At 53.5% G+C, this 14,307-nt stretch carries 12 protein-coding genes and 1 riboswitch; of the genes, 11 read left to right on the forward strand and 1 reads right to left on the reverse strand.

The window, feature by feature from the left end:
- Positions 1-263: 263 nt before the first annotated feature.
- Positions 264-725, reverse strand: coding sequence for a nitrous oxide-stimulated promoter family protein (locus T320_RS13000; protein ID WP_026760034.1), 462 nt, complete (start codon positions 723-725; stop codon positions 264-266).
- Between the two features lie 193 nt (positions 726-918).
- Here T320_RS13000 and T320_RS14745 point away from each other — a divergent pair, with 193 nt between their 5' ends.
- The 11 genes from T320_RS14745 (at position 919) to T320_RS13050 (ending at position 14,266) form a co-directional block, all read left to right on the forward strand.
- Complete coding sequence (locus tag T320_RS14745) at positions 919-1,083, forward strand: hypothetical protein (protein WP_155266701.1); 165 nt, start codon at positions 919-921, stop codon at positions 1,081-1,083.
- 37 nt (positions 1,084-1,120) lie between these two features.
- On the forward strand, positions 1,121-2,398 hold the full coding sequence (locus T320_RS13005) for a sensor histidine kinase (RefSeq protein ID WP_037356760.1): 1,278 nt from the start codon (positions 1,121-1,123) through the stop codon (positions 2,396-2,398).
- Complete coding sequence (locus tag T320_RS13010; protein ID WP_037356763.1) at positions 2,395-3,858, forward strand: aminotransferase class I/II-fold pyridoxal phosphate-dependent enzyme; 1,464 nt, start codon at positions 2,395-2,397, stop codon at positions 3,856-3,858. Before T320_RS13005 ends, T320_RS13010 begins: the two co-directional genes overlap by 4 nt.
- A complete protein-coding gene (locus T320_RS13015; protein WP_026760036.1) occupies positions 3,855-4,529 on the forward strand; it encodes a dTMP kinase in 675 nt (224 codons plus the stop codon). The genes T320_RS13010 and T320_RS13015 overlap by 4 nt, the downstream gene beginning before the upstream one ends.
- Before the next feature lie 10 nt (positions 4,530-4,539).
- Positions 4,540-5,097 (forward strand): ribonuclease M5, encoded by a 558-nt coding sequence (rnmV, locus tag T320_RS13020; RefSeq protein WP_026760037.1) that lies wholly within the window; start codon positions 4,540-4,542, stop codon positions 5,095-5,097.
- Positions 5,094-5,957, forward strand: coding sequence for a 16S rRNA (adenine(1518)-N(6)/adenine(1519)-N(6))-dimethyltransferase RsmA (gene rsmA / locus T320_RS13025; protein ID WP_037356766.1), 864 nt, complete (start codon positions 5,094-5,096; stop codon positions 5,955-5,957). Before rnmV ends, rsmA begins: the two co-directional genes overlap by 4 nt.
- Before the next feature lie 134 nt (positions 5,958-6,091).
- Entirely contained in the window at positions 6,092-7,594 is a 1,503-nt protein-coding gene (locus T320_RS13030) for a Na+/H+ antiporter NhaC family protein (RefSeq protein ID WP_037356769.1), read from the forward strand.
- A 119-nt stretch (positions 7,595-7,713) separates the two neighbouring features.
- A riboswitch (cobalamin riboswitch) is annotated at positions 7,714-7,899 on the forward strand.
- 185 nt (positions 7,900-8,084) lie between these two features.
- Positions 8,085-10,259, forward strand: coding sequence for a methylmalonyl-CoA mutase family protein (locus T320_RS13035; protein WP_037356773.1), 2,175 nt, complete (start codon positions 8,085-8,087; stop codon positions 10,257-10,259).
- Positions 10,259-12,460 (forward strand): methylmalonyl-CoA mutase, encoded by a 2,202-nt coding sequence (gene scpA / locus T320_RS13040; RefSeq protein ID WP_026760041.1) that lies wholly within the window; start codon positions 10,259-10,261, stop codon positions 12,458-12,460. Before T320_RS13035 ends, scpA begins: the two co-directional genes overlap by 1 nt.
- A 43-nt stretch (positions 12,461-12,503) precedes the next feature.
- The gene (gene meaB / locus T320_RS13045; protein WP_037357035.1) at positions 12,504-13,697 is read left to right on the forward strand and encodes a methylmalonyl Co-A mutase-associated GTPase MeaB; all 1,194 of its coding nucleotides are present in this window, start codon (positions 12,504-12,506) and stop codon (positions 13,695-13,697) included.
- Positions 13,694-14,266 (forward strand): peptide-methionine (S)-S-oxide reductase, encoded by a 573-nt coding sequence (locus T320_RS13050; RefSeq protein WP_037356778.1) that lies wholly within the window; start codon positions 13,694-13,696, stop codon positions 14,264-14,266. The genes meaB and T320_RS13050 overlap by 4 nt, the downstream gene beginning before the upstream one ends.
- Positions 14,267-14,307: the final 41 nt, after the last annotated feature.

Below are 14,307 nucleotides of genomic sequence, written 5' to 3' on the forward strand. Positions count from 1 at the left end.
GACGGGAAAGCATTACCAGCCACCGGGCTTGTTTTGTACATTACATTTATATGCTAAGACGCAAGCGTCAAACGCTACGAAAAATCATTGCCAATCTCCTGCGCTTAGTGTGATTGATTTTGCGCAACTTTCAATTCGTGCCAAAAGAAAGGCGGGCGGGGAAGGCGGTTGCTTTCGGCAGTGTTAGACAAGCCTGTATAAGCAGCCGAAAGTAATTGCCTTCCCCGCCCGCCGGCGGATTGCATCGAACTCTAAGCGAAATCTTATTTCTTTTCCTTGCGTTCCTTGGCGCGTTTCTTAGCAGCCTCTGCCTTGGCCTTGACTTTATCGTCAATCTTCTTGGCCTGCTGGAACTTGGCGTAATCCACGCCCATGCTGGCCAGTTTGTGCTTGATGGTCATCATGGGGTGGGACAGGAACATGCGCTTCTGACTGCCGTTCATGATAGCCATGAATTCCTGCGACTGTTTGGCACCCAGGCATTCTGCAGCTCTATCGCAGCGGTCGCAAATGGGCTTGGTGATGCCGTAGGGGCAGCGGCTCATTTTGGTCAGTACCGTGGCCAAAAGTGCCGTGCACTTGGGGCAGAGTTTATCGCCCTTGGTATCGTGGTGGCTGTGGCAGTAAACGCCGAAGGTCTTTTTGATGTTGGCCTTTTCCTTCGGAATATTGTTTTTGATTTCTACCGGCTTGCGCTTGGGCAGAAAACGCGAAAAAATGCTCATTCTCGTATCACCTTTCGATTATGGATATATAATACACCCTTCTATTTTAATGGCATTTTAAGATAAAAGCAAGGGTATAGGACGAATGAACTCTTGACCTGTGGTTGTTTTTTAGTATAATTTAAGATGTAGGATTGTATATTACACAGAATTGAGGGTGGAGAAAATAGGATTCATAAAGACACATGGAAAATTGATTACCAATATATTAGTGGTACTTTTAGTGGTGGCAGCAGTATATACCAAGCTGCAGGAAAACGGTATGGATTCCCTGTTCAAACTGACGGATTTGTACATTCTGGCAGGGGGCATTTTAGGCTTATTGCTGCTTCGTTTTATCGGTCAGCGTCGGAAATAACAGCCGCTAGAGGTACGGCGGTGTCAAGGAGGCCAACATGGCAGACCAGCAGAGTGGGAGCCTCCCCCCGGATATGGGGGGGCTGCAGGCACAGTCCCTGAAGAAAATTTTAAGCAACACAATCAGTACCATTGAGGACAACAAGTCACAGATTTTTGAAATCTATGAGACTGCCCGCTCGGAAGTGGAAAGCAGCCGCAAGTTGCTGGAGGATTTGCGGGAGCAGACCCGGCAGACCATTGAGCGGGTGGACGGACTCTCCAAACAGGAACAGCAGGAAAAGCAGAAGCTGGTCAAGGTCAGCAGCAATTTCCAGGATTATTCCGAGGAGAAGGTGCGCGAATGCTATGAGTCTGTAAAGAATGTGCAGGTGTCTCTGGGCGTAGAGCGGGAGAAGGAAGCAAATCTCCGCGCTCAACGTGATAAATTGGAGCTGCGCTTGCGGAATCTGCAGACCATGCTGGCTCAGGCTGAGCATCTGGCATTGGCTGTGGGGTCGGTGTTGTCCTATCTAAGCACCCAGGTAAACGGCGTCATTTGGAAAATTGAGGCGGTACAGAAAGAAAAATTTGTGGGCGCACGTATCATCAAAGCCCAGGAAGAGGAGCGTTACCGCATCTCCCGGGAAATGCATGATGGTCCGGCACAGGATTTGGCCAATATCATTTTCCAGACCTCCATTGCCGAAAAATTGGTGGATTATGACCCGGATGAGGCCAAGCGTACCCTGCAGGAAATGCGTCAGCAGATGCGGGATTGCTTAGGCAGTGTGCGGGAAGTCATCTTTGATATGCGTCCCATGGCTTTGGATGATTTGGGACTGGTGGCGGCACTCAATCAACTGATTGGCCGTCTGGCTTCACGCGGAACTTTGGCCATTGATTTTTCCATGGATGGCAAGGTTTACGAACTGCCTAAACATGTGGAAATTGCCATCTTCCGCATTGTGCAGGAGGCCCTGAATAATATCTACCACCATGCAGATGTCAAACAGGCCAAAGTGCGCCTGCTCTATTCACCAGCGGCTGTTTCGGCGCTGATTGAAGACAACGGCAAGGGCTTTGACCCGGATGCCAAGGACGAAGTTCAGAATGCGGATGAGGACACGGAGGACGTGGTAGAGACCAACCACCATTTCGGTCTTATGGGCATGCAGGAGCGGGCCAAAATCATCGGGGCAGAACTCAACATTACCTCGGCGATAGGAGAAGGCACGCGGGTGCATCTGCGGGTGCCCTTGCATGAACCTGTGCAGGAAGCCAAGGATGTAAAGGTGGTCAAGACGCCAGCAAAGAAAAAAGGCAAAGGCAGATGACAGATACGAAGAACGAATTTCGAGCGCCGGTGGCGGAGGCTATGAAGGCCTACGCGGGAGACGGCGCTCTCGCATTTCATACACCGGGGCATAAGCAGGGGCTGGGAGCACATCCGCTCCTGCAGGAACTCATCACCCCGCAGGGGCTGCGTGAAGAAGTTTCTCTGATGGAGGAACTCGATGACCTTCACGAACCCACCATGTGCATAAAAGAAGCCCAGGAACTTGCGGCAGCGCTCTATGGAGCCGATGCCGCTTATTTCATGATTAACGGTACCAGCGGGGCCATTCATGCCATGATTATGGGCTGCTTAAAGCCCGGCGACAAGGTACTACTGCCGCGCAATGCGCACCGCTCCATGATTGGGGGGCTGATTCTGGCAGGAGTGAGCCCTGTCTTTATTCAGCCCCGCATTGACAAGAAGCTGGGCATTCCCATGGGCCTGCAGCTGGCAGATATCGTGGCGGCGGCAGACGAACATCCCGAGGCCAAGGCCCTGCTGCTGGTCTATCCCACTTATTATGGGGTGACTATTGACTTGTCAAAAGTGGCCGATTTCGTCCATAGCCGCAGGATGCTCCTGCTGGTGGACGAGGCCCATGGCCCCCATCTGAAGTTCAGCGACAGGTTGCCCCTGCAGGCTTTGGATGCCGGAGCGGATATGGCGGCCCAGAGCACCCATAAAATTTTGGGCTCCATGACACAGACTTCCATCCTGCTGGCCCGAAAAGACCGCATTGATTTGGAACGGGTGCGCTGTGCGGCAAGTCTGCTGCAGTCCACCAGCCCCAATCAGCTGCTGCTGGCCTCGCTGGACATTGCGCGGCTGCAGATGGCAGAGCAGGGCGAGGAATTGGTGAACCGAGCCGTAACGCTCGCGGAAAAACTGCGGCAGGCGGTCAATGCGATTCCGGGGCTCTGGAGCTTCGGTGCAGATTATCTGCCTGCTGGCGAATCGCTCGACCTGACCAAGGTCACCGTGAGCGTCCGCGGCTTGGGCATTACCGGCGTGCAGGCAGAGTCCATCCTGCGCCATACGTATAAGATACAGTGCGAGCTTTCCGATGCTTACAATCTGCTCTTTATCATTTCCTATGCGGATACGGAAGCGCAGGTGAAGATTTTGGTGGAAGCCCTGCAGGGATTGGCAGCGCAGTTCGCAGATGCTGATGAATTGACCCTGCCGGTGGAAATCCCACCGGTGCCTGCTGTGGGCATCCGTCCCCGCGAGGCCTTTTTCGGCGGGCGGGAGACGGTGGACTTTGAAGAGGCGGCGGGCTTAATTGCCGCCGAGCAGATTATGTTCTATCCGCCGGGGATTCCCATTCTGGCACCGGGGGATGAGATTGAGCCCGAGGCCCTTTACTATATTCGCACCATGCAGCGGCTGGGGTTGAAAGTTGTGGGCCCTGCAGACAGTACACTGCAAACCATTCAAGTTGTGAGGGATAACCGATGAAAGGTAAACTGATTATTATAGAAGCAGGGGACGGCAGCGGCAAGGCCACCCAGACCAAGGCGCTCTACGACCATTTGCAGGCAGACGGGCATAGGGTGCACCGCATTGAGTTCCCCGATTATAAAGATGATTCTTCGGCGCTCGTGCGCATGTACTTAGGTGGAGCATTTGGGGAAAAGGCGGCAGATGTAAATGCTTATGCCGCATCCACCTTCTTTGCGGTAGACCGGTTCGCTTCCTACCAGCGCAAATGGCGGGATTACTACGAAGCCGGGGACATCATTCTGGCTGACCGCTATACCACGAGCAACATGGTGCATCAGGCGGTCAAACTCACGGATAAGACCGAGCGGGAAAATTTTTTGGACTGGCTTTGGGATTTTGAGTTCACCAAGATGGGCCTGCCTGTGCCGGATAAGGTGATTTTCCTCGATATGGCTCCGGAAGTGGCGGATAAACTCATTGCTGCTCGAGCTGAGGAAACGGCAACCAAGAAGGATATTCACGAGCGGGATACGGATTATCTGCACCGCTGTCACAATGCTTATCTGGAACTGGCAGATAAGTATAAATGGGATAAGGTTATCTGTAACGAAGGAAATAATCCACGGAAAATCGAAGATATCCACAGAGATGTGTATAAACTTGTGGATAAGTTACTAAAAGAGTAAGGAGTTTTCAATGATAAAGGAAGTTTTGGTGGTGGAAGGCAAGATGGACGTGGTGGCCATCGACAAGGCTGTGGAAGCTGACTGCATCATCACCGAAGGATTCAATCTGAAAAAACAGGCCCTCAAGAATATTGAGCAGGCCTATAAGAAACGCGGCATCATCATTTTGACGGACCCGGATTCGGCTGGCGAGCGGATTCGCTCGTATCTGACCAAGCGGTTCCCAAATGCCAAGCACGCCTTTGTGCCTGTGGAGGATGCCACGGATAATGACGATATCGGCATTGAACAGGCCAAGCCCGATGCCATTCGCAAGGCGCTGGAAAAAGTTCGCACCATGGACTGGGAGCCTACCAACAATTTCAGCGGTGCGGATTTGATTGTCAATGACCTGTCCGGCGCCAATGCTGCCGCCAGCCGCCGGGCAAAACTCGGAGCCAAGTTAGGTTTGGGCTTTGCCAATGCCAAGACCTTTTTGAAGCGGCTCAATCATTACGGCGTGACCCGGGAAGAATTTGACAAAGCCGTAGCGGAACTGAATGCAGAAGAAGCGGAGGAAAATAAATGAGTGATAAAGCCATACAGCCGAAGATTGCCAGCCGGGAGGTAACCACCCATATCCTCAAGGCGTTCGGACTGCGCATGAGCAAGAAGCTGGGCCAGAACTTTTTGATTGACGGCAGCATCGTGCAGGGTATTGTGGATGCGGCGCAGATTGCAGAAGGCGACCGAGTGCTGGAAATCGGCCCCGGCATTGGCACGCTGACTCAGGGCCTGGCTGAAGCTGGTGCTGATGTCACGGCAGTGGAGCTCGATAAGAAACTGCCAGCTGTTCTTGCCGAAACTCTCAAGGGTTACGACAATGTACGCATTGTGCCGGGGGATATCCTAAAGGTCAACATTCCGGAAATCATGGGCGATAAGCCCTTCAAGGTAGCGGCCAACCTGCCCTATTACATCACGACGCCGATTCTGATGGCGCTGTTGGAACGCCATCTGCCCATCACCCATATGGTGACCATGGTGCAGAAGGAAGTGGCCTTGCGCATGGTGGCCAAACCCGGCGGCAAGGACTACGGCGCCTTGTCGGTAGCCGTGCAGTATTACACCGACCCGGAAATCGTATTGGACGTGCCGCCCCGTTCCTTCATCCCTGCTCCAGAAGTGGACAGCGTGGTTATCGCCTGCAAGGTGCGAGAAACGCCTGCGGTACAGGTGCAGGATGAAAAGATGTTCTTCCGCGTGGTGAAGGCCGCCTTCGGCCAGCGCCGCAAGACTCTGGCCAACGCGCTTAAAGGCGGCGGACTGCCCAAAGAACAGGTTCGCGACGCCATGGAACGCGCGGGTATTGACCCGACGCGGCGGGGAGAAACGCTTTCCCTGAATGAATTTGCACAGCTTGCTGATGCATTTAGTGATTTAGCTTAGCATAGCGATGTAAACGAATAAACTTGCAAAAAATGCCTATCTGCTCTTGCTACTATGCAAAAAATGTTATACAATTAGGTTCGTGTATTGTATTAGGAAAAAATAAGCTAATTATAGCAGAAAGCAGGTAGGTTATGGCTGAATCGATTTGGTCCATCCTGCCGCCAGTTATCACCATTTTACTGGCTTTGTGGACAAAGGAAGTCTACATGTCCCTGATTATCGGTATCTTCTCGGGTGCCATGCTCTTTACGGGGGGCAACTTCTTGGAATCCACGCTGACCATGTTTAAGGTTATGGCGGACAAGGTGGGCGGCAATGTCAACATCTTGGTATTTTTGGTAATCTTAGGTATTTTAGTGGCGGCAATTACCCGCAGCGGTGCTACCAGCGCCTATGGTGACTGGGCAGCCCGCACGATTAAGGGCAAGCGTCAGGCTTCTCTCATTACGGCGCTTTTGGGGTTGGTCATTTTTATTGATGATTACTTCAACTGCCTGACTGTAGGTACGGTTATGCGCCCGGTGACGGATAAATTTAAGATATCCCGCGCAAAGCTGGCCTACATCATCGATGCTATGGCAGCACCTATCTGCATTATTGCGCCGGTGTCGAGCTGGGCGGCGGCTGTTGGTTCTTCTCTGCCGGAAGGCTCGGAGATTGATGGGTTCTCCCTCTTTATCCAGACGATTCCCTTCAATCTCTATGCCTGGCTGACGCTTATCTTCCTGTTCTTCATCATTTGGACGGGCAAGGACTTCGGCGCGATGGCGCATGACGTTAAGCGCAGCAATGAAAATTTTGAGATTCCCAAGGAATATCAGGGAAATGGCGAAGTACACAAAGACCAGCAGGGCAATGGCCAGATTATTGACCTGATTCTGCCGCTTCTGGTGCTGATTGCGGCCTGCGTTTACGGCATGCTCTACACCGGCGGAATTCACGAGGGCAAGAGCATTGCCGAGGCGTTTGCGGACTGTGATTCTTCCAAGTCTTTGGTACTGGGTTCCTTTATTGCCTTTGTCTTTACGGGCCTTTTATACCTGCCTCGCAAGGTCATTTCCTTCAATGCCTTCTGTGACAGTTTCGGCTGGGGCTTCAAGGCAATGACGCCGGCTATCTTCATTCTGTGTCTGGCTTGGACGCTTTCGGGCATTTGCAGTGATAAGTATCTGAACCTGGGCGGCTTTGTCGGTGGCATCGTCAGCGCGAATGCGACGCTTATCATGCTGCTGCCGCCGATTTTCTTCCTCGTGGCCATTGGTCTGGCTTTTGCGACCGGCACGAGCTGGGGAACTTTTGGTATTTTGATTCCCATTGCGGTAGCTGTCGTAGGTGCTGACCCGCAGATGCTGACCATCTGTGTGGCCGCTATCCTCTCCGGTGCTGTGGGCGGTGACCATGCTTCGCCGATTTCCGATACCACGATATTGGCTTCGGCCGGTGCCCAGTGCGACCATTTAGACCATGTGAGCACCCAGCTGCCTTACGTGATGACGGTAGCCGCCTGCTCGCTTATCGGCTATGTGGTGGACGGCTTTACCGGCAATGGCTGGATGGGCTTAGGTGCGGCGCTGGCATGCCTGCTCGTAGCGATGACGGTTATTTCCAGTAAAGTAAAATCATTAGATAAATAATGTGTCAGATAGCAGTGAATCTTGTCGTTCACTGCTATTTTTTTGTGGGCAGAAAAATGGAGTCATTGACAGAGTTTCTTGACAAATTTAATAATTTGTATTAATATTGGCATTAGATTTGAATATATTTGGGAACAGGTGTCCTACGGACTTAATAGGGAATCCGGTATAAGCCGGAGCGGTCCCGCCACTGTAAGGTGGAGTCCTGCATCATTTTGTCACTGGGGTAGATAAGCGTACCTTGGGAAGGCGATGCAGGATGATGAAACCGAGCCAGGAGAACTGCCTGTTCTGACATCACCGTGACTCTGATTTCAGAGTTGTGCCTGCGAGCGATGGGTAGGGGATTGAATCTAGCGTGGGGTATTCAGATACCGGCGGTTTTTTACCGTGGGTCTGTTTGGCACGATTATTAGACGGCAATCTTTTTGCATTCGCGAAAAGGTTGCCGTTTTTTGTGTGTTTACCCCGAAAAAGAGGAGGCTGTGCTATGAGTAACGAAACCGGTGGCGAGCTGGACCTGCAGGCCATTTTGAAAAAGGCCGAACAGCAGACAGACTTTCCCGATGTTCCCTTGGACGAGTTTACCCCGCCCACTTATGAGGAGTGGAAGGAAGCCTGTATCGCCCTCTTGAAGGGAGCCCCCTTCGAGAAGAAAATGTACACCAAAACTTATGAGGGCATCACCTTCGACCCTATGTATTTCCGTAGGGACACAGAAGACATCCTGCCCAAGGATTCTTTCCCCGGCATGGATGATTTCCTGCGCGGGGCCCAGCCCAGCGGTTATTTGGGTAAGCCCTGGGGCATAGCGCAGGTTTGTGATGAAACCATGCCTGCTGAGAACAATGAACTCCTGCGCCATGAACAGGAGAAAGGTTCCACCATCTATCATATCAAGCTGGACAGCGCGAGTTTGAAGGCGCAGGATGTGCGCACGGCAGCAGCCCCTGGGGATGAGGGCGTGTCAGTGACCACGCTGGATGATATGCACACCCTGCTGAATGGCTTGAAGCTGGATAAATATCCGCTGTATCTCTATGCCGGTGAGTCGGCACTTCCCATGTTGTCGCTGTTTGCCGGTGCCCTCAAAGCCTCTGGCCAGGATTTGGCGAAGGTACGGGGCATCGTTGGCGCTGACCCCTTGGGGGAATTGACGGCTGTTGGCAAAAACAGCAAGGCCGTTTCGAGTCTCTATGATGAAATAGCCAAATGTGCGCAGTGGGCCGTGAAGAATGCACCGGGTCTGAAGACTGTCTTTGTGCGCAGTGATGTGTACAGCCGGGGCGGGGCCAATGATGTGCAGGAGTCGGCCTATACGCTGGCCACGGCGGTAGCCTATCTCAGGGCCATGCTGGAACGCGGCCTGACCATTGAGGAGGCTGCAGGTCAGATTATGTTCGGCTTCTCCATGGGCGCCAACTTCTTCCTGCAGATTGCCAAACTGCGTGCTCTGCGTCCGCTTTGGGCACAGATTGTCGAGGCCTTCGGCGGCAGCAAGGATGCCCAGCGCATGCATATCCATGCGAGACCGGCGCTGTTCTTCAAGACCGTCTATGACCCGTATGTCAATATGCTCCGCAATACCACGGAGATTTTTTCCGGTGTCGTGGGCGGTGTAGATTCCTTTGAAAGTTCGCCTTTTGATGAACCCATCCGCAAGGGGGATGAATTCTCCCGCCGTATTGCGCGGAACGTGCAGATTATTCTGCAGGAGGAATTCGGCCTGCTGCAGCCCATTGACCCTGCAGGCGGTTCCTGGGCAGTAGAAACGCTCACGAAGCAGATGAAGGAAAAAATCTGGGCAGAGTTCCAGGTTATCGAGGGCAAGGGCGGCATGCTCGCCGCTTTGCAGGAAGGTTATCCGCAGAGCGAGATTGCTGCCATCCTCGCCTCCCGCTTCAAGGCTTCGGAAACCCGCAAGGACCGCATTGTAGGCAACAATATGTATCCGAATATGACGGAAACTTTGCTCGACCCGCGGCCTGAGGATGTGGAAGAGAACAAGAAACAGCGCAGGGCACAGGTAGAGGAATACCTGGCGGATATGGATGAGGCCTTTAAGGCGGAAAAACTTACTGCGCTGAAAACTGCTATGAGTGTGGAAACAGCTATAGAAGCGGCACAGGCCGGGGCAACCACGGCAGAAATTGCTGCTGCCTTTGCCGCAGCGGCCAGTGAGGAAGTAACGGCCATTGCACCGCATCGCTGGAGTGAACGCTTTGAAGCCCTGCGCAAGACGACGGAGGATTACAAGGCTGAGCACAATGACAATGTTAAAATCTTCCTGGCCAATATGGGGCCCATTCCGCAGCATAAGGCCAGAGCGGATTTCACCACGGGATTCCTGCAGGTTGGCGCATTTGAAGTGCTGACCAATAACGGCTTCCCCACGGTGGATGAAGCCGCGAAAGCCGCCAAGGAATCCGGGGCGGATGCGGTGGTTATCTGCTCCACGGATGCAACTTATCCCGAAATCGTGCCGGAGCTGGCACCGAAACTTCATGAGGCACTGCCCAATGCTACGGTCTTCCTGGCTGGGGCAGCACCGAAAGAATTGCTGGATACTTACAATGAAGCAGGCATTGATGAATATATTTCCGTCAAGGCCAACTGCTATAAAATCCTGCAGCTCCTGCAGCAGAAGAAAGGGATGATTGCATAATGGGAACTTACCAGAATCCTGATTTTACCAATATGAGTCTGCGGGAACCAACGGGAGCCGATGTGAAGGAGTGGGAAAAACTCTTTTCCGCACAGGCTGGAGCAGACTTTGATGCCTATACCCGCCGCACGATGGAACATATTCCCGTAAAGCCGCTGTACAACCATGACGAATACGACCATATGAACCATCTGGACTTTGCCAGCGGGATTCCGCCGTGCCTGCGTGGGCCGTATTCCACCATGTACGTGTTCCGTCCTTGGACGGTGCGCCAGTACGCCGGTTTCTCCACGGCGGAAGAATCCAATGCGTTTTACCGCCGCAATTTGGCCGCTGGTCAGAAGGGCCTGTCCATCGCCTTTGACCTGCCGACGCACCGCGGCTATGATGCGGATAATCCCCGCGTGGTCGGTGACGTAGGTAAGGCCGGCGTGTCGGTCTGCTCCATGCTCGATATGAACATTCTGTTCTCGGGGATTCCCCTTGACCAGATGTCCGTATCCATGACCATGAACGGTGCAGTGCTGCCGATTCTCGCCTTCTTTATCCAGTCCGGTGTCGAACAGGGCGTGGATAAGAAAATCATGGCGGGCACGATTCAGAACGATATTCTGAAAGAGTTCATGGTGCGTAACACCTATATCTATCCGCCGGAAATGTCCATGCGTATCATCGGCGATATCTTCGAGTATACGACGAAGTACATGCCGAAGTTCAACAGCATTTCCATTTCCGGTTACCATATGCAGGAAGCCGGGGCACCTGCCGATATCGAATTGGGTTATACGCTGGCCGATGGTCTGGAGTATATCCGCACCGGTATCAATGCCGGCCTGCCGGTGGATGCTTTTGCCAAGCGTCTGTCCTTCTTCTGGGCGATTGGCAAGAACTACTTTATGGAAGTGGCCAAGATGCGGGCGGCCCGTGTGCTCTGGGCGAAAATCGTCAAGTCCTTTGGCGCCAAGGAACCCAAGTCCATGGCCCTCAGAACGCATTGCCAGACTTCGGGCTGGTCGCTTACGGCGCAGGACCCGTTCAACAACATTTCCCGTACGGCCATGGAAGCCATGGGCGCGGCACTCGGTCATACCCAGTCCCTGCATACCAACGCGCTGGATGAAGCCATTGCCCTGCCGACTGACTTCTCGGCCCGCATTGCGCGCAATACGCAGCTCTATATTCAGGATGAAACCAAGGTCTGCAAGATTATTGACCCCTGGGGTGGTTCCTACTATGTGGAAGCCCTCACCAACGAAATCATCCGTCGTGCCTGGGCGCATATTCAGGAAGTCGAGGCCTTGGGCGGCATGGCCAAGGCAATTTCCACCGGCCTGCCCAAGATGCGTATCGAGGAAGCGGCAGCCCGCCGTCAGGCACAAATCGACTCGGGCAACGAAACGATTGTGGGCCTGAACAAGTACCGCCTCGAAAAGGAAGACCCGCTGGAAATCCTCGCCATCGACAACACCGCTGTGCGCAATGCGCAGGTGGAACGCCTCGAAAAACTGCGGCGTGAACGCAATGAGGATGATGTGCGCCGGGCGCTTGAAGCGATTACGAAGGCTGCAGACAGCCGCGACAACGGCAACCTCTTGGAATGTGCCGTGGAGGCGGCAAGAGTACGCGCTTCTCTGGGCGAAATCTCCGACGCTGTGGAAAAGGTTTCTGGCCGCTATCAGGCGGTTATTCATACCATTTCGGGAGTTTACTCCTCCGAGTTTACCGACAAGACCGAGCTGGATAAGGCCCGGGCTATGGCTGATGAGTTCGAGGAACTCACGGGCCGCCGTCCCCGTATCTTCGTGGCGAAGATGGGACAGGATGGCCACGACCGCGGCCAGAAAGTTATTGCTTCGTCGTTTGCGGACATGGGCTGGGACGTTGATGTGGGCCCGCTCTTCCAGACGCCGGAGGAAACGGCGCAGGATGCTGTCGATAACGATGTGCACATGGTGGGCTTCAGTTCACTGGCGGCGGGGCATAACACCCTCCTGCCCCAGCTGGTGGACGAATTGAAGAAATTAGGCCGTGAGGATATCATGGTCTGCATCGGTGGCGTTATCCCTGTGCAGGACTATGACAACCTCTATCAGCATGGGGCAGTGGCTATCTTTGCTCCGGGCACCAATATCCCGGAGGCGGGCATTAAGCTCTTGACGCTGTTGATTGACCGGGCTAAGGAGGAACTGGCCGAAGAATAAAGATAAGCCTTCCCCTATGGGGAAGGCTTACAAGGAGGCAATGATGGAACAAAAGTATACGACATCAAAGCCAAGCTGGGTGCCGGAGGAAAAAAACGATAAATTTGCCTGCTCGGTCATGGGCGGCATTGAAGGCATCAAGGACACGACCGTGGGCAATATCAATCCCGCCCTGCAAAGCGGGAAGATGAAGCCCAAGAAGCGGCTCGTCATGTCCGAAGATGACTATGTGGACGGAGTCTTAAAAGGGGATAGAATGACTTTGTCCCGGGCCATTACCTTGATTGAAAGCAACAGTCCCCGCCACTTTGCCAAGGCCCAGCGGGTGCTGCAGCGGCTTTTGCCCCATACGGGGCATGCCTTGCGCATTGGCATTACCGGCGTACCGGGGGCAGGCAAAAGCACTATGATTGAGGCCTTCGGCAATATGCTCTGCGATGCCGGGCATAAAGTTGCGGTGCTGACCGTTGACCCGACAAGTTCTGTAACGAAAGGCTCCATACTGGGGGATAAGACCCGGATGGGGACATTGTCCCGGCGGCGGGAGGCCTTTATCCGGCCTTCCCCTGCGGGGGGAACGCTGGGGGGCGTTGCCCGCAAGAGCCGGGAAACCATGCTGATGTGCGAGGCGGCAGGTTATGATGTCATCATCATTGAGACCGTTGGGGTGGGCCAGTCAGAAACCACCGTGCGGTCGATGGTGGACTTCTTCCTGCTCGTGGTGCTCACCGGTGCCGGAGATGAATTACAGGGAATCAAAAAGGGAATCATGGAACTGGCCGATGCCATTGTGGTCAACAAGGCCGATGGGGATAATCTGGTCAAGGCCAAGGTGTCGCGGGGGCAGTATGAGCGGATGCTCGAATACATCCGCCCGGCAACCCCCGGCTGGCCCACCCATGCTTATATGTGTTCGGCGATGGAAAAGACAGGCCTTAAGGAACTCTGGGAAGTCATCAAGGGCTTTCGGGAGAACACGCAAAAGAGCGGTGTCTGGAATAAGCGCCGGGATAGCCAGCTGCTCGACTGGATGCACAGCATGATTGACGAGCATCTGCACAATCTCTTCTTTGAAGACCCGGTGATTACAGGCCGCATGCCTGAGGTCAGGGGCGCGGTGCTGGATGGCACTATTTCGCCGACGCAGGCCGTGGCCGAACTTGTGAAGCTCTTTGATGTGGAGCGGGCGGCCCATCGGCAGGTGGATATCTTCCATCCCGAACAGGAAAAGGGGTGAGTGTCGTATATACAAAGAAAATCTATTTTTCCGGCGGGGACTTCCATGAACTGCAGGAAGTATTTGCCCATGTACCGGGAGTGGTGTCAACCTGCACAGGTTATATCAATGGGGACAGGGATACAACCTACGCAGATGTTGCTGCGGGTGAAGTCAAAGCCTATATGGGCGTGGAAGTCACCTACAATCCCAAGAAGATGGATATTTCGCAGCTGCTGGATTTGCTCTTTGGCGTGGTGAATCCCTATGTGCCCGATGGTCAGGGAAAGGCCCGTGGGGAGATGTACCGGGGGGGAGTTTTCTACGCCTCAGCCGAAGATGAACCGCAGGTGCAGCTGCATCTGAACTTTATTGCGAATCGCGGTAAAGCGCCCGTTGTGGGCAATGCCGGACTGACGGTGAATGATCCCAACAGCAATCCCAAGCTGGCGCGAAAATTATGTGCCATAGCGGCACCCTTGGAAAACTTTCAGCCAGCAGAGGCTGAACATCAGGATTACCTTGCACGTCATCCTGAGGCAGAGACTTATATTGATTTTGACAAATTGCGGGCCTATGTGAAATTTTGACAGACAGACTGGTACAGATTGATTTGGTATTTTGCTGTTGA

Origin of the sequence: Selenomonas sp. FC4001, assembly GCF_000701565.1 — a bacterium.
GTDB lineage: Bacteria > Bacillota > Negativicutes > Selenomonadales > Selenomonadaceae > Selenomonas_A > Selenomonas_A ruminantium_B.